This is a genomic window from Hwanghaeella sp., from assembly GCF_965227365.1.
GTDB lineage: Bacteria > Pseudomonadota > Alphaproteobacteria > UBA8366 > Aestuariispiraceae > Hwanghaeella.
Genome location: NZ_OZ245754.1, coordinates 4,687,811 through 4,706,737, shown reverse-complemented (window position 1 = coordinate 4,706,737; position 18,927 = coordinate 4,687,811). Strand labels below are relative to the sequence as shown.

Genomic DNA, 18,927 nt, shown 5'->3' with positions numbered 1-18,927 from the left:
TGTCGTCGGTTACTTGATACCGGGAAGACAAAATCCGTAACCATCTCACTTAAAACGGTTTTACGACGACCAGAATAACGATCCCGACCATCAGCACCGCGGGCACTTCATTGATGAACCGATAGTAACGCTCGGAATGCGAATTGTTGTCCTGTTCGAAGGATTTCCTCTGCCTCGCATACATCATATGGGCAGCGGTCATCAAAATGACCAGGGCCAGTTTGCCGTGGAACCAGCCATCGCTCCAGGCATCGATTTCATGCGCTGTCCACAGACCGAAGATCCAACTGACGATCATCGCGGGGTTCATGATGCCGCGCAGCAGCTTGCGCTCCATTACCTTGAACTTTTCGGACGCTTCCGATCCCGCTTCGACCTGGCAGTGATAGACGAAAAGCCGCGGCAGATAGAGCAGTCCGGCCATCCAGGAAATCACGGCGAGGATGTGGATCACCTTCACCCATTCATACATGATCTACCCTCTCCCTCGACCAGCCCGCTCAGGCAAGCCAGCCGCCCAATTCCCGCCGGATCAAATCCTCCAGCAAATCGATCATAACCGGTTGATCGTTCAAACAGGGGATATAGTCGAAGCTTTCCCCACCGTTCTCGACGAAGGTTTCTTTCAGACCGATCGCCAGTTCTTCCAGTGTTTCGACACAATCCGCCACGAAGCCCGGCGATATCACCGCGATGCTTTTCGTTCCGGATTTCGCCAGTTCCTCGACCGTCTTGTCCGCATAGGGTTGCAGCCATTCCTTCGGTCCGAAACGCGACTGAAACACGACCCGAAACCGTTCCGGTCCCAGATCGAGCGCCTCGGCCAACAGCCGGCCCGTCTTCTGACAAAAACAATGATAGGGGTCGCCCTTATCCAGGTTTTCCTTCGGCAGCCCGTGAAAACTGCACAGGATCAATTCCGGGTCGGCCTTGTCCTTCAGATGCCGGCGAACACTTTCCGCCAGGGCGGAAATGTAAGCCGGGTGATCGTGAAACCCGTCGGTCGTCCGCACCGCCGGCTGCCAGCGGCGCGATTTCAGATAATCGAAAACCTTGTCATGCACCGAGGCCGTGGTTGCCGCGGAATACTGTGGATACAGCGCCAAGACCAGAATCCGGCGGCATCCCGCCTCTTCCAGCGCCGCCATCCGCTCCGCGATCGAGGGCGTTCCGTAACGCATCGCCCAATCGACCACGACGCCGCTTTCCTTGAATCGTTCCGAAACCGAATCCGCCTGTTTCCGGGTGTAAAGCCGCAGCGGACTTTCGTTCGTCTCCCGAATCCATATTTTCTCATAGGCCTCGCCGGATTTCTTCGGCCGGGTATTCAGAATGATGCCGCGCAGAATAGGCTGCCAAAGCCAGGCCGGGGCCTCTATCACCCGCGGATCGGAGAGGAATTCGCCGAGGTACCGGCGCATGGACTTGACGTCATAACCGTCCGGCGTACCCAAATTCACCAACAGGACGCCGGTTTTCGGGCCGGTTATCAGCGGATGACCGTCGGGAAAAGCCATGATCCCTCACTTGCCTGTTTCGCGGGCCGAGGCGGCAAAACGCCGGATCAGGAATACCGGATATAGGTGAGCAGTTCGCTCACATGTTCCGGCGGTGTCTCCTTGATGATGCCATGGCCCAGATTGAAAATATGCGGGCCGTTGCCAAGCCCCTTCACGATACGTTCGGCGCTCTGTTTCAGACCATCGCCCCCGAAAAGAAGATGATGCGGATCCAGATTGCCCTGTACCGGGGCACGGGTCTGCAGGTTCTTGGCCGCCCATTCGACCGGAACCGTCGTATCCAGCCCCAAAGCCGTCACACCCGTCTGTTCCAGATATTTCGGATAGGACGGACCAGCCCCGCGAGGGAACCCGATGATCGGAATGGTCGGATGAACCGCCCGCACCTTTTCGACGATCCGGCGGGTCGGTCCGATGACCAGCCTGTCGAATTTCTCTTCCGGCAGGACGCTGGCCCAGGTATCGAACAGTTGGATCGCGTCCACACCGGTATCGATCTGGGCGATCAGATAGTCACTGGTGCCTTCGACCAGGATATCCATCAACCGGTCGAAACCTTCCGGATCACGATAGGCCCATTCCTTGACCTTGGCGTAATCCCGACTGCCCTTCCCTTCGACCATATAGGTCGCCACAGTCCACGGGGCGCCCGCAAAGCCGATGAAGGCTACTTCCTCAGGCAATTCCGGTTTCACCCGCTCTATGGTCTCGAAAACCGGTCCCAGGCGCTGTCTGATCCAGTTGGTGGAGAGCGTCGACAACCCGGCACTGTTCGTGATCGCATCCAGCTTCGGCCCTTCGCCTTCGACGAAGGTCACTTCCTGTCCCAATGCATCCGGTACAACGAGGATGTCGGAAAACAGGATCGCCGCGTCGAAACCATACCGGCGGATGGGCTGCAGAGTGACTTCAGCCGCCCATTCCGGGGTGTAGCACATGTCCAGAAAGCCGTTGGCCTGCGACCGGATCTGTCGGTATTCCGGAAGGTAACGGCCGGCCTGCCGCATCAGCCATACGGGCGGTCTTTCCAATGTTTCACCAGCCAAGACACGCAGAAACGGTTTCACCCCGATCACCTCTTCATTCATGGTCGCCCGGACCTGGTGGCCTAACCTGCCGCCCTTCATCCAAAGCCAGGGCCCTACATTCCCGACTACGGCCGGTTTCTCAACACTGATTCCAAATAAATAATAGAGTCAAAGAAGGTTGTAGTGGTGTTAGCTGGGCCGGTGAGTCATGGGGATTATTATTTGCTACCAGTTTATCCACTATTCACAGGCATGGCTTTCACACCTGTGAGTATCTCGACCGGCATACCTGAAAATCAATTGGATTCCAGTATCGCCGACGGTCCTGGCAGACGGTGGAAACATCCTGGAAAACCAAAGTTTCGCCTGTGTTTAGGGGGCGTGTAGAAAACCATCCACGGGGTGGTCATATTGTGTGAAAACCGGCATCTATGGCGGTATGAATGGGGATGGTCCGGGCTCGGCCGTTTCTTCATGAGTTATCCCGACTTTCGTCCACAGGGTTCGTCCACAAAGTTTGTCCACGAGGGCATAGGGGGTTTCGGTGACCCAAGTGCATGTACATTTGATTTCAGACTCGACCGGGGAGACGGTGCACAGCCTGGCCAAGGCCTGTCTGGTTCAGTTCGAGGACACACATGTCATCGAGCATTCCTGGCCGCTGATCCGCACCGCGGCGCAGGTCGACAAGATCATGCAGGCCGTGTCGCAAAATCCGGGCATCGTCCTTTACACCCTGGTCAATAAGGATATCCGCGAACGGATCGATACAGGCTGTCGGCAACTCGCCGTGCCGGCGATTTCAGTGCTGGACCCCATCATCGCCGCCTTCTCCAAATATCTCGGGGAAGAAAGCCGCGATATGCCCGGCCGGCAGCATTTGCTGGACGACGAGTATTTCCAGCGTATCGAAGCGATGCAATTCGCCTTGAATCATGATGACGGGCAAGGTCTGTGGAATCTGGCCGCGTCCGACGTCATTCTGACCGGGGTTTCGCGCACGTCGAAATCGCCCACCTGCCTCTATTTGGCGAACCGGGGCATCAAGGCGGCGAATGTGCCCATCGTGCCCGGCGTGCCGATGCCGCCGGAATTACTCTCCTTCACCAACAAACCGAACGAACCGCTTGTGATCGGCCTGACAAAGGATCCGGCCCGCCTGGTTCAGGTTCGCCGCAACCGCTTGCGTATGATCTCCGAGGATCGCGAAACCGACTATGTCGATCTGGAGACGGTGCGCGCGGAAGTGAACGCGGCGCGCCGCACCTTCGTCGAACAAGGCTGGCCGATCATCGATGTCAGCCGCCGGTCGATCGAGGAAACCGCCGCGTCGATCATGCAACACCTGGAAAACAGGGAAAGCGTGGCGTGACCGGCATAGCGAATTCGACCGCCCGCGCACTAATTCTGGCATCGGCCAGTACAGCGCGTGCCGCGGTGCTGCGCGGGGCGGGTTTGTCATTCACCGTCGAACCCTCCCGCGTGGACGAGGACGCGGTGAAGGCTTCACTCAAGGCCGAAGGTGCGTCGGCACGGGATGTGGCCCTCGCCCTGGCCGATTTGAAAGCCGCCAAGATTTCCGCGCGCCATCCGGGCGCCATCGTGATCGGCGCCGACCAAATGCTGAATTGCAATGGTGTTTGGTTCGACAAACCGCCGGACATGGAAACGCTTCATGCGCAATTGATGGCACTGCGCGGAAAGACCCATCACTTGGAAGCGGCGCTTTGCGTGCATGAAAACGGGCGGCGTATCTGGCATGTGGTGGAACGGGCCGCGCTCACCATGCGCGACTTCTCCGACGACTTTCTAAAGGGTTATGTGGAAATCGCCGGGGAGGATACGCTCGCCTCCGTCGGGGGCTATCGGTTGGAAGGAACCGGCGCGCAACTCTTTTCCAGGATCGAGGGCGACTATTTCACCATCCTCGGACTTCCGCTATTGCCCTTGCTGGATTTCCTGCGTCATCACGGGGTAGTACAGAAATGATTTCCGGGGCCGCGAAACTGGCGGGTGTCATGGGTTGGCCCATCAGCCATTCCAAGTCACCGATATTGCATGGGTACTGGCTCGACCATTATCACGTCGACGGGGCCTATATTCCGATGTCCGTCTCTCCGGACAGTCTCGGCCAGGCGGTCGACGGGTTGCGCGCGCTTGGATTCAAAGGGTCGAACGTTACCGTTCCGCACAAGCAAGCGATCATGTCCTACTGCGACATCATCGCGGATGACGCACGCATGATCGGTGCGGTCAACACGTTGGTCCTGGCCGCGGATGGGCACATCACGGGCAGCAACACGGACCATGCCGGTTTTATCGACAACCTGCGTCTCAGCGATCCATCCTGGGACCCGAAGTCTGGAACCGCTGTCGTGCTGGGGGCCGGTGGTGCGGCGCGCGCGGTGCTTTATGGATTGATCCGCGCGGGTGCGCCGAAAATCCGGGTCGCGAACCGCACGCTGGACCGGGCCCGGGCCTTGGCTGAGGACTTTGCCCCCCATGTCGAGGTCGTCGCTTTTTCGGACACCGCGGAGGCGCTTGCCGACTGCGCGCTGCTGGTCAATACAACATCCTTGGGAATGATGGGGCAACCGCCCCTGGACCTGCGTCTGGACGCGCTGCCGAAATCGGCCCTGGTGACTGATATCGTCTATGCACCGCTGGTCACGCCGTTGCTGGCCGAGGCGATGAAACGCGGCAACCGCACCGTGGACGGGCTCGGCATGTTGTTGCATCAGGCGGTCCCCGGCTTCGAAGCCTGGTTCGGTGTCCGGCCTGCCGTGACCCAGGATTTGCGCGAAATCGTCCTCGGGACCAAATAGGATACCGCGATGTTCGTGATAGGGCTTACCGGGTCGATCGGCATGGGCAAGAGCACGACCAGCGCCATGTTCAAGAAACTCGGTGTGCCGGTCCAGGATGCGGATGCCATTGTCCACGAACTGATGGCGAAGGGCGGTAGAGCGGTGCCCGCCATCGAAGCGGCCTTCCCCGGCGTCACGGCGGATGGCGCGGTCAACCGCGCCGAGCTTGGCAAGCGCGTCTTCGGCGATCCGGCGGCCCTGAAGAAACTGGAATCCATTCTTCATCCCATGGTCTCCGCCGAGCGGACCGGTTTCCTTCTTCGCGCCGCGCGTATGCGCAAGCCGGTCGTGGTCGTGGATGTGCCGCTGCTGTTTGAAACCCATGGCGAACGGAAATGCGACATGACGGTCCTTGTCACCGCGCCGCATTTCGTCCAAGCCGCCCGGGTTCTCGCCCGGCCCGGCGTCGACCGCGACCGTCTCGACGCCATCCGACAAAAACAGATGCCCGATGCTGCCAAGCGGCGCCTGGCCGACGCGGTGGTGAATACGGGCCTCGGCAAGGGTCCGGTGCGCCGCGCGGTGCGGAAGATCGTAGCGGAAGCAAAAACAAGGAAAGGCCGGATCTGGCCGCCGCGGACCGGGTGCTACAGCCCTGGCCCGGTCCGGCCAATCATTCTATCCTGGTTGCGGAAGATCTGACGGAAGACCGGAAATGCGTGAAATTGTACTTGATACCGAAACAACGGGCCTGGACCCGAATTCCGGCCATCGCATCGTCGAAATCGGCTGTGTGGAAATGGTGAACTTTTCGGTTACCGGCAACTATCTGCATGAATATCTGAACCCGGAACGGGACATGCCCGACGAAGCCTTCCGCGTCCACGGGCTGTCCAACGATTTTCTGGCGGACAAGCCGCTCTTCGCGGATGTTGCGGACAAGTTCCTGGATTTCATCGGCGATGCCAGGCTGGTGATCCACAATGCCGAATTCGACATGAAGTTCATCAATGCGGAACTGATGCAGATCGGCCGTTCGCCGATCCCGATGGACCGGGCCCGCGATACGGTGGCGATGGCGCGCCGAAAATTCCCCGGGGCCCAGGCAAACCTGGATGCACTTTGCAACCGGTTCGGCATCGACAACACCGCGCGAACCAAACACGGCGCGCTGCTCGACTCCGAATTGTTGGCGGAAGTCTATATTGAACTTCTGGGCGGCAAGCAGATCGGCCTGAGCCTGGCCGGTGACGAAGCCGAGGACGATGATGGGCAGACCGTGAAAACGGCGGTCGAGCGTACCTTCCGTCCGCCCCGGCCCCATGCCGCCAGCGAGGCGGAACTGGCCGCCCATGCGGAGCTGCTGACCCAGCTCGACAATCCGATCTGGACGCGGGACTAGTCACCGGGACCGTCCCGCCCCGGAGTTTCCGGTCTTTAATTCAGATTTTTAGGCTTCACCGGTTTCCGACGTGGTCGGTTTCGCGGCGCGGCTCTCAAGCCGCATACGGTACAGGTTGACGAAATCGAACGGCGCCAGGACCAGCGGCTGGAACCCGCCGTCGCGCGTCGCATTGCCGATGATCGACCGGGCGTAGGGGAACAGAAGCCGCGGCGTTTCGATCAGCAGCAGCGGTTCGATATCCTGCTGGCGAACATTGCCGAGCTGCGCAACGCAGGCATAGACCAGCTCACCCAGATAAATGACTTGTTCCTTCGCCGATGCCTTGAAGGTCATTTGTAGTTCAACCTCGTAGACCTTTTCGTCCAGCGCGGTCGCGGTCACGTCGACGCGGATGTCGATGGTCGGTTGCGTGCCGGGCGCCAACTGTAGGCGGGGCGTTGACGGATTCTCGAAAGACAGATCCTTCACATATTGATGCAGGATGTTCAGCGGTACCTGCTGCTGCGTGTTGCCGTCCTGTGCGTCGACGCCGTTTTCGGGGGCGGACGGCTGGGGGGCGGTCTGGTTTTCGGTATCGCTCATCATTCGGCCTCATAAACCGCGCTGGCCTCGGTCGGCGCATCACGGTTGGGTGGTGGTGTTTCCGCCGCCTGTGCGTGTCAGGGGGCGTGTTCCGGACGGGGTTGGTCGTCTAACATGCCTAAAGCGGGGCAACAATATCGCCGCCGCCGGGATGGTCGGTGGAGGGGTCGAAACGCAGCATGCCGCAATTCGGCATTTCATGACCGGTCAACGCCCGCAGGAAACCCCAATGGCTGACGACCAGGATATCGTGCCGCGGCTCCACGTCCCGCGCCCAGTTCCGGAAGGTCCGCGCCCGGGCGTCCACATGATGATGTTCCTCGACAAAGTCCGGCCACCATTCATCCCCCAGATCGCCGAATTCCACATGCGGCCAACGCTTGCGCAGATCGGCGGCCGGGGATCCCAGATCGGACACAAAGGCGCAATGTTCGCCCACGACCGGATTCGTGGTGATCGGCAGGTCCAGCACTTCCGCGATCAGTTCCGCGGTTTCCAGGGTCCGCCAGTAAGGGCTTGCGATGATGCGCGTCAGACCCTGCGATCGCAGATGATTGGCGGCGGCACGCGCCTGTTCCTTGCCCAGATCCGTCAGCCGCGGATCGCGGATACCGGGATCCTTCCGCGTCTTGGCATAGATCACGTTGAATTCTGACTGGCCGTGCCGGATCATCATCATTGGCGCGGGCTCTCCCTTTCTTCCTTGTTTTCCAATTTTCGGGCGCCGTCGTTCGTGTCCTTCGGATCGCTCGCGTCTTCAGACTCGGGTTCCGGATCAATGACGGTGTAGTCGCCGTCGATTGTTCCTTCCTCATACCGGTGATAGGTGCCGCCCGGCCCGGCGCGGTGCATGCTGGACTGGAAATGGACGCCGCCGCCCTTGCGCATCAAGGCCCGGACCAACGCAGAGCCGATCAACAGTCGCAATCCCGGGATCAGCAGGACGAATCCCAGAAAATCGGTCAGGAAGCCAGGCGTCACAAGCAGCAGCCCGGCGACCACGAGACAGGCCCCCGATACCAATTCGCCGACCGGCAAGCGACCCTGCTCCGTTTCCTGGCGGATCCTCGTCAGCACCGCGATCCCCTGTGCCCGGACCAGCACCGTGCCGATCAGCGCGGTCAGCAGGATCGTCCCCAGGGTCGCCCACAAACCGATCAGGTCGCCCACTTGGATGAAAAGGGCGATTTCGGCGATCGGAATGCCGAAAAGGATCGTAAATATAATCAAACCGGTCATCTTGCTCTCTATTGTAACGGGCCCTATCTACCCCTTGAGGGATTATTCATGCACAGCGTCATGATCGCATATCCGACGGGTCCGGGATTTCCCGGAAACACGTGGGGTATGGCAGTGAAACGCGGTTTTGTCGGTCTCTCCGCAATTGGGTTTCGGTCCGTCGCATGGTTTAGAGAGTGGGGATTGGACAGGCAAAGGGCAATGGCGCATGGCCCCCGCTTTAAGGAAAGGCGGCTATGACGGGCTCTTTGCTTGAGAATCCTCATCAAATGGGGTCTAACAAACTGGATACGGGCTGGAAATAGTCCGAAGTCCGGACGGGTTCATGGGCCGGTTCGTGTTTGGGACTCTTACAAAATGGGTAGCGAGTTCAACTTGATCGATATTCTCATCTTCGCAGGCATTGCGCTTTTCTTGATCTTGCGGCTCGGCAGCGTCCTGGGCCGTCGCACCGGCCATCAGGAGCCGCCGCGCAATATTTTCGGTGCCGGCAAGAAGGACGAAGAGGCCAATAACGACAACGGCAATGTCGTGCATCTGCCGCACGATCGTAATGGCGAGGACGAGGATGATGCCTTCGCCGAAGCCGAAGGGCCGCTGGATGCCGGTCTGACCCAGATCAAGGTGGCCGATCCCGATTTCCATCCCGGTGAATTCCTGTCTGGGGCGAAGGCCGCCTTCGAAATGGTTCTGGCCGCCTATACCGAAGGCGACGAACAGACCCTGCGCAACCTGTTGAGCCCGGAAGTCTTCGACAACTTCCGCCAGGCCCTGAAGGCGCGGGCCGATGCGGGCCACCGGCTGGAGGAAGTGCTGGTCGGCATCGACGGCGCCGATATCCTGGAAGCCAAGATGGATGGTTCGAACGCGCTGGTGACCGTGAAATTCGTCAGCCAGCAGGCGCATGCGCTTTATGATTCGGAAGGCAAGGTGATCGAAGGCGATCCGAACAAGATCGCGTCGGTGACGGATATCTGGACCTTCAAGCGCGATACCCGTTCCCACGATCCGAACTGGACCCTGGTCGCAACCCGCAGTTCGAATTGACCCGATGGTCGGCCCGGCCCGTTTCCTTAGTCAGCCGCGTTTCAAGACAACCTCCTTTTTTCTCGCCGCCCTGCTTGCCGTCGGCTTGGCCGGCTGCGAGAAGAAGGAGGACAAGGCCGTCGTTCAGGAAGACGGCCCGGCCCTGGTCCTGGCCAAGGCTGCGTTTACCGATCTGAAAGATTGGTCGGCTGACCGACTGACCGAGGCCCTGCCCGCCCTGCGCCGATCCTGCGGGCGCATCATGGCGCTTGATCCCGCCAGGAATATCGGGACCGAAGCCGTTCCGATGACAGCCGGCGATTGGCACGAGGGATGCGGCGCCCTGACCGCCGCGGATGACGATTTCACAATCCGTTCCGCACTCGAAACGTATTTCACCCCGATGCTGGCCAGCAATCGCGGGGTCGAGGAAGGCTTGATCACAGGCTATTTCGAGGCGGAACTGCAAGGCGCGACGGCGCCCGATGAGACTTTCCGCTATCCCATCTACCGGCGTCCGTCGGACCATGTGATCGCCGACCTCGGCAAGTTTGACGGTGATCTGAAGGGCCGGCAGATCGTCGGCCGGGTGGAGAACGGCCGTTTCGTGCCCTATCCGGACCGCGGCACGCTGGAACAAAGCCATCTTCCGGGCAAGGGACTGGAAATGTTCTGGGCCCAGGATCGGATCGACGTCTTCCTGCTGCAGGTGCAGGGGTCAGGCCGTGTCATTCTACCCGACGGGTCGGTCAGACGGATCGGTTTCGACGGCCATAACGGTCGGCCCTACAAATCCATCGGCAGGGTCTTGATCGACCGGGGCGAGTTGGAGGCGCATCAGGCTTCCTGGGATGGAATCCGTGGTTGGATCGAGCGCAATCCGAACAAGGCGACCGCGCTGCTCGCCGAAAACCCGCGTTTCATCTTCTTTCGTGAAATCGACGGCGAAGGGCCGATCGGCGCGGAAGGCCTGGCCCTGACGCCGGGCCGCAGCCTGGCGGTCGACCGCAAATTCCTGCCCATGGGCGTGCCGCTGTGGCTGGAAACCAATTGGCCGTCGGAAAAGGACAAGCCGTTGAATCGCCTGATGGTGGCGCAGGATACCGGCGGCGCGATCAAGGGACCGGTGCGTGGGGACTTCTTCTGGGGCTATGGCTCGGAAGCCTTGAAATATGCCGGCCGGATGAAAAGCACGGGCCGCTATTACCTGTTGCTGCCGAACGCAGTCGCCGATCGTTTGAGCCGGGTATCCTAGACCCGCGTCGGCCGATTTTCCGCTGCCGCCTATGTTCCGTCCGGGCCCGCTGGTTTAGGCTAACCGCGTTGATTATTCGGGTTTCGCAGGATACGACAAAAGAAATTGAAATTGGTATGACCAATTCCGCGAGGTGACGCCGTGACCAATCAAGGCCCGACCGTAGGGCTCTTCGTAACCTGTCTGGTCGACATGATGCGGCCGCAAGTGGGCTTCGCCGCGGTGAAGCTTCTGGAGGATGCCGGCTGCGAGGTTTGCGTTCCCGCCGGCCAGACCTGCTGCGGCCAGCCCGCCTATAATTCCGGAGACACCAAGGGTACGGTCGCTGTTGCGGAAACCGTGCTGCGCGCGTTCGGGGATGTCGACTATGTCGTCGCGCCGTCCGGTTCCTGCGCCGGGATGATCAAGGAACATTATCCGCGCCTTTTCGCCGATGACCCGGTTCTGGGTCCCAAGGCGGAGGCCATCGCGGGCAAGACGCATGAGCTGATGTCCTTCCTGGTCGATGTTCTGGGGGTCGACAAGGTCGATGCCGAATATGACGGCACCGTGACCTATCACGACAGCTGTTCGGGCCTGCGCGAATTGAAGGTGAAGGCCCAGCCGCGCAAGCTGTTGAACAGTGTCGCCGGTTTGACGCTAAAGGAATTGCCGGGGGCCGAGGTCTGTTGCGGCTTCGGCGGCACCTTCTGTGTGAAGTATCCGGAAATCTCCAACAAGATGGTCAGCGACAAGACCGAGGATATCGCGGCGACCGGCGCCGACACCCTGCTGGCCGGCGACCTGGGATGTCTGATGAACATGGCCGGAAAACTGCAGCGTGAAGGCAAACCGGTTCAGGTCCGCCACGTCGCGGAAGTGCTTGCTGGAATGGGATCGGAACCCGGGATCGGCGAAGCGCCGGCGCGTATGACGGAGGGGCACGACTGATGGACCCCAAATCCCACAGCTTCAAGGAAAACGCCTCCCAGGCGCTGAAGAACGAAAATCTGCAATCCGCCCTGGCCCAGATGAAGGTAGGCTTTATCGAACGCCGCCGCACGGCGGTGGAGGATATGCCGGAATTCGAGGCGCTACGCGACCAGGCCCGCGACCTGAAGAACCACACGCTGGCCAATCTGGACCACTACCTCGAGCGGTATGAGAAAAAGGCGACCGAGGCGGGCGGACATGTGCATTGGGCGGCCAATTCCGCGGAAGCCAGGAAGATAATCCTGGATATTTGCAAAAGCGTCGACGCCAAGATGATCACCAAGGGCAAGAGCATGATTTCCGAGGAGATCGCGCTCAACGACGCCATCGAGGCGGCCGGGCTGAAAGTGGTCGAGACCGATCTGGGCGAATATATCGTTCAGCTGCGCAAGGAACCGCCCAGCCATATCATCGCCCCGGCGGTGCATGTGCTGCGCTCCGAGGTGGAAGACGCGTTCCGCGAGGAACACAAGCATCTGCCCGACGAACGCCGCTTGACCGAACCGGCCGATCTGCTGAACGAAGCGCGCCAGGTGCTGCGGCAGAAGTATATGGAAGCGGATGTCGGCATCACGGGCGCGAACTTCCTGATCGCCGAAACCGGGTCCAGCGTCATCGTCACCAACGAAGGCAATGGCGACCTGACCCAGACGCTCGCCAAGGTTCACATCGTCATCGCCTCGATCGAGAAGGTGGTGCCGACTCTGGAGGATGCCTCCTCCATCCTGCGTGTACTGGCCCGTTCCGCGACCGGTCAGGATTTCTCGTCCTATACGACATTCTCCACCGGGCCGCGCCGGCCGGAAGATCCCGATGGGCCGGAACAGTATCACGTCGTCATCCTGGATAACGGCCGGTCGGAATTGCTCGGCGGCGAGTTTCAGGATGCGTTGCGCTGCATCCGCTGCGGCGCCTGCATGAACCACTGTCCGGTCTATCACGCGGTCGGCGGACACAGTTACGGCTGGGTCTATCCCGGCCCGATCGGCTCCGTCCTGACGCCCACCTTCTTGGGCGTCGAGGAAGCGGGGCACCTGCCCAATGCCTCTACCTTCTGCGGCCGCTGCGAGTCGGTTTGTCCGATGCGCATCCCGTTGCCGAAGATGATGCGGCATTACCGGGTCAAGGAATACGAAAACGGCCTTGCCCCGCCCTCGGTCCGCGCCGGTCTCGATATCTGGGGCTTTTTCGCCCGCCGGCCGTCGCTCTACCGCATGGCGGCGCGCATGGGATCTCTGGCACTGCGCGTGATGGGCGGGAAGCGCGGCCGGGCCGACAGCCTGCCGCTCGCCTCCGGCTGGACCGATCATCGCGAAATGCCGATCCCGACCGGCCCTACATTCCAGGATCAATGGTCCGCCCGGGGCGGCCGCAGGAGGCCCTCACGATGACCGGTTCGCGCGAACAGATCATGGGCCGCATTCGGTCCAACCTGACAAAGGCCGCCGGTCCCTTGCGGCGATCGCCTGAAGCGCTGGAAAAGCGCACGTTGGAACATGCCCGCGGCATCCGTCCCTCCCGCGTCGATAAGGACGAAGCCGGTCTGGTAGACCTGTTCGTCCAACGGGCGGAAAAGGTGAATGCCACCGTCGCGCGGGTCGCCTCGACCGACGATATCCCCGATGCGATCGCCCAATATCTTGCAAACGAAAACCTGCCGGCCGCGTTTCGCATGTCCGACAATCCGGATCTGAACGGCATCCCCTGGGACAAGAGACCGGCGCTGGAAATCAAGAAAGGCGCCAGCGACGGAAAGGACGAGGTCGGCCTCAGCCGCGCCGTGGCCGGGGTCGCGGAAACCGGGACCCTAATCCTCGCTTCAGGGAAAGAGAGCCCGACCTCGCTTAATTTCCTGCCGGAAACCCATGTGGTGATGGTCAGGCGATCGGAGGTGACCGGTACCTATGAGGACGGCTGGGACATGGTCCGGAAGAAGGGCGCGATGGCGCGCGCGGTGAATTTCATCACCGGCCCATCGCGTACCGGCGATATCGAGCAGACGATCTATCTAGGCGCACACGGTCCGCGGCGGCTGCATATCCTGCTGGTGGAAAACGCCTGATCGGCAAAAATTCGAACGGGGACCGACCGGGAAATTACAGATGTCCGGCAAAGGCAAGAAACAGAACAAGCCGGACGACTTCGATCTTTGGCTGCGCGTCGCCGAAGGGGTGACGCCGCTGAAGTCACGCAATGCCTTTCACGAAAAGATGGCCCGGATCGACAAGGCGGCAGACGATGTCGTGGCCGACAAGGGCCCGTCGAAACCTGGCCGCGCCAAACGCCATTCCCACATTGCCCTGCCGACCCCGCCCCCCTTGTCCCAGGCCGCCAAGGCACCGCCGCTTCAGGTCGGCTCCGCCCCCGGCGTCGACCGGCGGACGACCGACAGGTTGCGTCGTGGCAAAATGCCCATCGAAGGTCGGTTGGATTTGCACGGGCACAGCCAGGAAAGCGCCCACCGTGCATTGAACGCCTTCATCGATGCTTCCCACGCGCATGGCAAACGCTGCGTCCTGGTCGTCACGGGAAAGGGCAAAGGCATTCTGCAATCCGCCGTGCCGCGCTGGCTGAACGAGGCTTCCTTGCGCCATAAGGTCCTATCAGTAGAATACGCCCAGCAGAAGGACGGCGGCACCGGTGCGCTCTACGTGCTGCTCCGCCGTCATCGATAAAATTCCCCATCCCATGCAACCGGGACATGGTACCGAGCGTTAATCGCTGGGTTATGGATTTCCGGAGAAGTCCGCAAATCCGGGGAATAGACAGCCTGTTTCGGCTTGAAGTGTCGTTTTCCGACTATGAATTGTCGGGCCGCTTCGGGTTTCTCGGTACTATCAGGCTACCCTAATTCAATTGGGGCCGTATCAGCGGCTTCATGCGGGTCCGCGGCGGAACCGACAAAATGTCTTGGTCTGTCCGCGTAACAGCGCGCATTGGTCCCGGGGCCGACAGCGCGCGAAAGGAGGGAGAATATGTTCAAACGAATCATGGTGCCCGTCGATCTGGCCCATGCGGACAAGCTCGAAAAGGCACTGGCATTGGCCGGCGACCTCGCGTCCCATTATGGGGCGGCGTTGGTCTATGTCGGCGTTTCGGCATCGGCGCCGTCCTCGCTGGCGCATACGCCCGAAGAGTATGCCGAGAAGCTTTCCGGCTTCGCGGCGGAAAAGGGCAAGGCCCACGGCGTTTCGGCGGAGGCCCGGTCCTATATCAGCCACGATCCCACCATCGATCTCGACGCCACCTTGTTGAAGGCGGTTAAGGAAACGGGCGCGGATCTCGTCGTCATGGCGAGCCATATTCCGAACGTCACCGATTACGTCTGGCCGTCCAACGGCGGCACGATCGCCGCCCATGCGGACGTCTCGGTGATGGTGGTGCGGTGACGGTGCGCAGCAGCAAGCGGCGGCACCGAAATCACAGTGGGTAGGAAAAGGAGACGCGCGACATGAGCGACGCGACCAACAATCAAGGGATCCCGGAGCCGGAAGGCACCGCGGATGTCATCGAGACCGATTACGAAATCGGTCAGGACAATATCGAAACCAAGATCGGGCCTTTCGGGCTCGACATTCACAATCCGGTCTTCGCCATTTCAGGCCTGACCATCATTGCCTTCGTTTTCTATGCTCTGGCCCTGCCGGATCAAGCGGGCGAGTTCTTCGGCTGGCTGCGGCCCGCCCTGACGACGACCTTCGACTGGTTCTTCCTCGGCTCGGCCAACATCTTCGTGCTGTTCTGCCTGGCGCTGATCGTGCTGCCCGTCGGTAATGTCCGGATTGGCGGCGCGGATGCCACGCCGGATTACAGCTATGCCGGTTGGTTCGCGATGCTGTTCGCCGCCGGGATGGGGATCGGCCTGATGTTCTTCGGGGTGTTGGAGCCGGTCTATCACATGGCGATCTCCGCGCCGCTCGGCGTGCCCTCCCCCTTCGCGGAGGATGGATCGATCATTCCTGAAAATGTGGAGGCCGCCCGGCAGATGGGCCTCGCCGCGACGATCTATCACTGGGGACTGCATCCCTGGGCGATCTACGCGGTGGTGGCGCTGGCGCTGGCGCTGTTCTCCTACAACAAGGGGCTGCCGCTGACGATCCGGTCTGCCTTCTATCCCATCCTGGGCGAACGCGTCTGGGGATGGCCCGGGCATATCATCGATATCCTGGCGGTCTTCGCGACCCTGTTCGGATTGGCAACCTCGCTGGGCTTCGGGGCCCAACAGGCCAATGCGGGGCTCGACCACGTCTTCGGCGTTCCGGTCAATACCACGGTGCAGGTCCTGCTGATCACGGGCATCACTGCCGTTGCCTTGATCTCGGTGCTGCGCGGACTGGACGGCGGGGTGAAGCTGCTGTCGGAAATCAACATGATCATCGCCGCCCTGCTGCTGCTCTTCGTGCTGTTTGCCGCCGGCGCCACGAATATCCTGTCCGATTTCGCCAATGGCCTGATCGGCTATGCCAAGGACATCGTGCCGCTGTCGAATCCGATCGGGCGCGAGGATACCGGTTACATGCAGGGTTGGACCTCGTTCTACTGGGCCTGGTGGATTTCCTGGTCGCCGTTCGTGGGCATGTTCATCGCCCGTGTCAGCCGCGGCCGGACCGTCCGTGAATTCGTGGTCTGCGTCCTGTTGATCCCGTCGCTCGTCTGCATCCTTTGGATGGCGACCTTCGGCGGCGCGGCGATCGAACAGGTCCTGACCGACCCGGCGAACAGCCCGGTGAAGGCCCAGGTGATCGACAGCTACAATCCGCCGATGTCGCTCTTCGCGATGCTGGAAGGTCTGCCGATGGCCTACATCACCTCTGTGATCGGGATCGTGCTGGTGATCGTCTTCTTCGTCACCTCGTCGGATTCCGGCAGCCTGGTGATCGACACCATCACCGCCGGCGGCAAGGTCGACGCCCCGGTGCCGCAGCGCGTTTTCTGGTGCATCTTCGAAGGCGCGGTCGCGATCGTGCTGTTGCTCGGCGGCGGTCTCGGCGCCCTGCAGGCGATGGTGATTTCCACCGGACTGCCGTTCACGGTGGTGCTGTTGCTGATGTGTTGGGCGATCTGGAAAGGTCTGGCGGCAGAGCGGCGCGCCTGATTTCTTTGACAGTCTGACGTCTTTGACAAGGTGAATGATGGGCGGGGGTCTCGATCGGGGCCCCCGCCTTTCTGTTGCAGTTTCCATAGACCATGCCTTAATGGCGGAAACGACCGATCATATTACCATGCAAGGGGAATCGACATGGCCGACCGGAATTCCGGAATGGATCTGGACAAAATCCGTCCGCGCCGCAGTTTCCTGTTCGTGCCCGGGTCGGGCCTGGGGATGTTTCCGAAGGCCATCGCCACAGGCGCCGATATCGTCTGCATCGATCTGGAAGACGCGATTGCGCCGGCGCATAAGGAAACCTCTCGCAAGGATACGATGGCTCTGTTCGGGACGGATCCCGATTTTGGCCGGTCGGAGGTCCTAATCCGTGTGAACTCGCTGCGCTCCACCGACGGCTTCGCCGATATCCTGGCCGTCGCGGAAACACCGACGCCCCCGACCGGCCTGATGCTGCCCAAGGTGAAAAGCCCGGACGAGATCCGCCTGCTCGACGAATTGCTCGACAGCGTGAACAGCCCGCTTCGGCTGCAGGTCATCATCGAGACGAATGAGGCGCTGGAAGCCGCCCATGAAATCGCCAAGGCGAGCACCCGGATCGACAGCCTGCTGTTCGGCGGGGTCGACATGGCCGCCGAACTGCGCGTCGAACCGAACTGGGAAGGTCTGCTCTATGCGCGCACGCGCTGCGTCCATGCCGCCGCCAGTGCCGGTGTCGATTTGATCGACGTCCCCTTCCTTGACCTGAACGACATGAACGGATTGGCGGAAGCAGCGAAACGCGCCGCCGCCATCGGCATGACCGGCAAGGGCGCGATCCATCCCAAGCAGCTTCCGGTGATCGAAAAGACGTTCAGCCCCTCGGCCGAGGCGATCGCCTATGCCCGCCGATGCATCGCCGCCTTCGAGGAAGCCGGCACCGGCCTCGTCGTCGTCGACAACAAACTGCTGGAAAAACCCGTCCTGCGCTCGATGTACCGCGTGTTGGCTGTGGCGGAAGTGTTGGAAGGTAGTGGCGCCTAATATCCTGCTTGGGGATCGAATACGCCCTCGATATCGTCGAAGGAACCGCCGCCGTCCAGGTGACGGATATTGTCGATGATGACCTTGCTGGCCGTAGAGAGGCGCGTTTCGGCGGCGACATGGGGCGTGACCGAAATCTTCTCATGTGCCCAGAAGGGATGGTCCTTCGGCAGGGGTTCGGTCTTGAAGACGTCCAGCGTCGCGGCGCTGATCTGATCCGAGTCCAGAGCCGCGATCAGCGCATCCTCGTCGATCAATGTCCCGCGCCCCGCATTGATGACCGCCGCGCCCTTGGGCAGCATGGCCAGGGTTTCCGCGTTCAGGATATCCGCCGTATCGGGCGTGTTCGGCAGCAGCAGAACCAGGATCTCCGCGCCCTCCAGAAACGCCTGCAGGGAGTCCATTCCAGCAAAACAGGAAACACCCTCGATCGCTTTCTGCGACCGGGCCCAGCCGCGCACCTGGAAGCCAAGTCCGGCAAGCTGCTTGGCGATCACGCCGCCCAGAACGCCGATCCCCATGATCCCGACGGTCCGTTCCTCGACCAGCGGCGGCACTTCCTGGCGCCATTCGGTCTGGCGCTGCAACGCCTCGAATTTCGGCATGGTCAGGTGGTGGCGATAGACATGGCCGGTGACGTAATCGAGCATCCCCTGGCTCAAGCTGTGATCGACCATCCGGATCAGCGGGACCGTGCGCGGCATATCCTTGTCCCGCGTCACATGGTCGACACCGGCCCACAGCGAATGCATCGCCTTCAGGTTCGGAAGCTTCGCCAGCTCGCCGGGTTCGGGGAAACAGACGACCGCATGGGTGATCTCGTTCCGGTTGCCGACTTCCGGCCAGGGGCGGATATCCATCTCTGGCGCATGTTCGCGCAATGCCTCCGTCCATGCCTGACAATGCGGCAGCGTATCCAGCACCAGAACGGCCATGTTTCCCTCCCCCGAGATTTGCGACTGAGTG

General features: G+C 61.0%; 21 protein-coding genes. 14 read left to right on the top strand and 7 right to left on the bottom strand.

The window, feature by feature from the left end:
• Positions 1-49: 49 nt before the first annotated feature.
• From hemJ to hemE, 3 genes are read right to left on the bottom strand one after another with little or no spacing between them, the layout of a single operon-like run.
• Positions 50-472, bottom strand: a complete 423-nt coding sequence (gene hemJ, locus ACQK2G_RS21560) for a protoporphyrinogen oxidase HemJ (protein WP_425407100.1) — start codon at positions 470-472, stop codon at positions 50-52.
• 28 nt (positions 473-500) lie between these two features.
• The gene (hemH, locus tag ACQK2G_RS21555; protein WP_425407099.1) at positions 501-1,517 is read right to left on the bottom strand and encodes a ferrochelatase; all 1,017 of its coding nucleotides are present in this window, start codon (positions 1,515-1,517) and stop codon (positions 501-503) included.
• Positions 1,518-1,564: 47 nt separating this feature from the next.
• Entirely contained in the window at positions 1,565-2,608 is a 1,044-nt protein-coding gene (hemE, locus tag ACQK2G_RS21550) for a uroporphyrinogen decarboxylase (RefSeq protein ID WP_425407098.1), read from the bottom strand.
• A 484-nt stretch (positions 2,609-3,092) separates the two neighbouring features.
• Between hemE and ACQK2G_RS21545 the strand changes: the two genes are divergently transcribed.
• From ACQK2G_RS21545 to dnaQ, 5 genes are read left to right on the top strand one after another with little or no spacing between them, the layout of a single operon-like run.
• Positions 3,093-3,920 carry a pyruvate, water dikinase regulatory protein gene (locus ACQK2G_RS21545; RefSeq protein WP_425407097.1) on the top strand — a complete coding sequence of 276 codons (828 nt, stop codon included), beginning with the start codon at positions 3,093-3,095 and terminating at the stop codon, positions 3,918-3,920.
• Positions 3,917-4,537 carry a Maf family protein gene (locus tag ACQK2G_RS21540; RefSeq protein ID WP_425407096.1) on the top strand — a complete coding sequence of 207 codons (621 nt, stop codon included), beginning with the start codon at positions 3,917-3,919 and terminating at the stop codon, positions 4,535-4,537. The genes ACQK2G_RS21545 and ACQK2G_RS21540 overlap by 4 nt, the downstream gene beginning before the upstream one ends.
• A complete protein-coding gene (locus ACQK2G_RS21535; RefSeq protein ID WP_425407095.1) occupies positions 4,534-5,373 on the top strand; it encodes a shikimate dehydrogenase in 840 nt (279 codons plus the stop codon). Before ACQK2G_RS21540 ends, ACQK2G_RS21535 begins: the two co-directional genes overlap by 4 nt.
• Before the next feature lie 9 nt (positions 5,374-5,382).
• On the top strand, positions 5,383-6,057 hold the full coding sequence (coaE, locus tag ACQK2G_RS21530; protein ID WP_425407094.1) for a dephospho-CoA kinase: 675 nt from the start codon (positions 5,383-5,385) through the stop codon (positions 6,055-6,057).
• Between the two features lie 13 nt (positions 6,058-6,070).
• On the top strand, positions 6,071-6,757 hold the full coding sequence (gene dnaQ, locus ACQK2G_RS21525) for a DNA polymerase III subunit epsilon (protein WP_425407093.1): 687 nt from the start codon (positions 6,071-6,073) through the stop codon (positions 6,755-6,757).
• Between the two features lie 48 nt (positions 6,758-6,805).
• Here the strand turns inward: dnaQ and secB are convergent, their stop codons facing one another.
• From secB to ACQK2G_RS21510, 3 genes are all read right to left on the bottom strand, one after another.
• The gene (secB, locus tag ACQK2G_RS21520) at positions 6,806-7,342 is read right to left on the bottom strand and encodes a protein-export chaperone SecB (RefSeq protein WP_425407092.1); all 537 of its coding nucleotides are present in this window, start codon (positions 7,340-7,342) and stop codon (positions 6,806-6,808) included.
• Positions 7,343-7,460: 118 nt separating this feature from the next.
• The gene (locus ACQK2G_RS21515; RefSeq protein ID WP_425407091.1) at positions 7,461-8,021 is read right to left on the bottom strand and encodes a histidine phosphatase family protein; all 561 of its coding nucleotides are present in this window, start codon (positions 8,019-8,021) and stop codon (positions 7,461-7,463) included.
• Positions 8,018-8,581 carry an FxsA family protein gene (locus ACQK2G_RS21510; protein ID WP_425407090.1) on the bottom strand — a complete coding sequence of 188 codons (564 nt, stop codon included), beginning with the start codon at positions 8,579-8,581 and terminating at the stop codon, positions 8,018-8,020. The genes ACQK2G_RS21515 and ACQK2G_RS21510 overlap by 4 nt, the downstream gene beginning before the upstream one ends.
• A gap of 357 nt (positions 8,582-8,938) precedes the next feature.
• Here ACQK2G_RS21510 and ACQK2G_RS21505 point away from each other — a divergent pair, with 357 nt between their 5' ends.
• From ACQK2G_RS21505 to ACQK2G_RS21465, 9 genes are all read left to right on the top strand, one after another.
• Positions 8,939-9,628: a Tim44/TimA family putative adaptor protein gene (locus ACQK2G_RS21505; protein ID WP_425407089.1), complete on the top strand. Its 690-nt coding sequence runs from the start codon at positions 8,939-8,941 to the stop codon at positions 9,626-9,628.
• Positions 9,629-9,632: 4 nt separating this feature from the next.
• The gene (mltA, locus tag ACQK2G_RS21500; protein WP_425407088.1) at positions 9,633-10,862 is read left to right on the top strand and encodes a murein transglycosylase A; all 1,230 of its coding nucleotides are present in this window, start codon (positions 9,633-9,635) and stop codon (positions 10,860-10,862) included.
• A gap of 141 nt (positions 10,863-11,003) precedes the next feature.
• Positions 11,004-11,792, top strand: coding sequence for a (Fe-S)-binding protein (locus ACQK2G_RS21495; protein WP_425407087.1), 789 nt, complete (start codon positions 11,004-11,006; stop codon positions 11,790-11,792).
• On the top strand, positions 11,792-13,225 hold the full coding sequence (locus ACQK2G_RS21490; RefSeq protein ID WP_425407086.1) for a LutB/LldF family L-lactate oxidation iron-sulfur protein: 1,434 nt from the start codon (positions 11,792-11,794) through the stop codon (positions 13,223-13,225). The genes ACQK2G_RS21495 and ACQK2G_RS21490 overlap by 1 nt, the downstream gene beginning before the upstream one ends.
• Positions 13,222-13,896, top strand: coding sequence for a LutC/YkgG family protein (locus ACQK2G_RS21485; protein WP_425407085.1), 675 nt, complete (start codon positions 13,222-13,224; stop codon positions 13,894-13,896). Before ACQK2G_RS21490 ends, ACQK2G_RS21485 begins: the two co-directional genes overlap by 4 nt.
• 40 nt (positions 13,897-13,936) lie before the next feature.
• Positions 13,937-14,509 (top strand): Smr/MutS family protein, encoded by a 573-nt coding sequence (locus ACQK2G_RS21480; RefSeq protein WP_425407084.1) that lies wholly within the window; start codon positions 13,937-13,939, stop codon positions 14,507-14,509.
• Positions 14,510-14,809: 300 nt separating this feature from the next.
• Positions 14,810-15,223: a universal stress protein gene (locus tag ACQK2G_RS21475; protein ID WP_425407083.1), complete on the top strand. Its 414-nt coding sequence runs from the start codon at positions 14,810-14,812 to the stop codon at positions 15,221-15,223.
• Positions 15,224-15,285: 62 nt separating this feature from the next.
• Complete coding sequence (locus ACQK2G_RS21470) at positions 15,286-16,929, top strand: BCCT family transporter (RefSeq protein ID WP_425407082.1); 1,644 nt, start codon at positions 15,286-15,288, stop codon at positions 16,927-16,929.
• 144 nt (positions 16,930-17,073) lie between these two features.
• Entirely contained in the window at positions 17,074-17,961 is an 888-nt protein-coding gene (locus ACQK2G_RS21465; protein WP_425407081.1) for an HpcH/HpaI aldolase/citrate lyase family protein, read from the top strand.
• Here ACQK2G_RS21465 and ACQK2G_RS21460 read toward each other — a convergent pair.
• Positions 17,958-18,896: a 2-hydroxyacid dehydrogenase gene (locus tag ACQK2G_RS21460; protein WP_425407080.1), complete on the bottom strand. Its 939-nt coding sequence runs from the start codon at positions 18,894-18,896 to the stop codon at positions 17,958-17,960. The two genes, ACQK2G_RS21465 and ACQK2G_RS21460, sit on opposite strands and share 4 nt — an antisense overlap.
• Positions 18,897-18,927 lie beyond the last annotated feature (31 nt).

Coding starts and splice junctions, on each gene's coding strand:
- ACQK2G_RS21480 (WP_425407084.1), top strand. CDS start 13,937: ATGTCCGGCAAAGGCAAGAAACAGAACAAGCCGGACGACTTCGATCTT.
- ACQK2G_RS21505 (WP_425407089.1), top strand. CDS start 8,939: ATGGGTAGCGAGTTCAACTTGATCGATATTCTCATCTTCGCAGGCATT.
- ACQK2G_RS21515 (WP_425407091.1), bottom strand. CDS start 8,021: ATGATGATGATCCGGCACGGCCAGTCAGAATTCAACGTGATCTATGCC.
- hemE (WP_425407098.1), bottom strand. CDS start 2,608: ATGAATGAAGAGGTGATCGGGGTGAAACCGTTTCTGCGTGTCTTGGCT.
- mltA (WP_425407088.1), top strand. CDS start 9,633: ATGGTCGGCCCGGCCCGTTTCCTTAGTCAGCCGCGTTTCAAGACAACC.
- hemJ (WP_425407100.1), bottom strand. CDS start 472: ATGTATGAATGGGTGAAGGTGATCCACATCCTCGCCGTGATTTCCTGG.
- dnaQ (WP_425407093.1), top strand. CDS start 6,071: ATGCGTGAAATTGTACTTGATACCGAAACAACGGGCCTGGACCCGAAT.
- coaE (WP_425407094.1), top strand. CDS start 5,383: ATGTTCGTGATAGGGCTTACCGGGTCGATCGGCATGGGCAAGAGCACG.
- ACQK2G_RS21470 (WP_425407082.1), top strand. CDS start 15,286: ATGAGCGACGCGACCAACAATCAAGGGATCCCGGAGCCGGAAGGCACC.
- secB (WP_425407092.1), bottom strand. CDS start 7,342: ATGAGCGATACCGAAAACCAGACCGCCCCCCAGCCGTCCGCCCCCGAA.
- ACQK2G_RS21490 (WP_425407086.1), top strand. CDS start 11,792: ATGGACCCCAAATCCCACAGCTTCAAGGAAAACGCCTCCCAGGCGCTG.
- ACQK2G_RS21465 (WP_425407081.1), top strand. CDS start 17,074: ATGGCCGACCGGAATTCCGGAATGGATCTGGACAAAATCCGTCCGCGC.
- hemH (WP_425407099.1), bottom strand. CDS start 1,517: ATGGCTTTTCCCGACGGTCATCCGCTGATAACCGGCCCGAAAACCGGC.
- ACQK2G_RS21475 (WP_425407083.1), top strand. CDS start 14,810: ATGTTCAAACGAATCATGGTGCCCGTCGATCTGGCCCATGCGGACAAG.
- ACQK2G_RS21460 (WP_425407080.1), bottom strand. CDS start 18,896: ATGGCCGTTCTGGTGCTGGATACGCTGCCGCATTGTCAGGCATGGACG.
- ACQK2G_RS21485 (WP_425407085.1), top strand. CDS start 13,222: ATGACCGGTTCGCGCGAACAGATCATGGGCCGCATTCGGTCCAACCTG.
- ACQK2G_RS21535 (WP_425407095.1), top strand. CDS start 4,534: ATGATTTCCGGGGCCGCGAAACTGGCGGGTGTCATGGGTTGGCCCATC.
- ACQK2G_RS21510 (WP_425407090.1), bottom strand. CDS start 8,581: ATGACCGGTTTGATTATATTTACGATCCTTTTCGGCATTCCGATCGCC.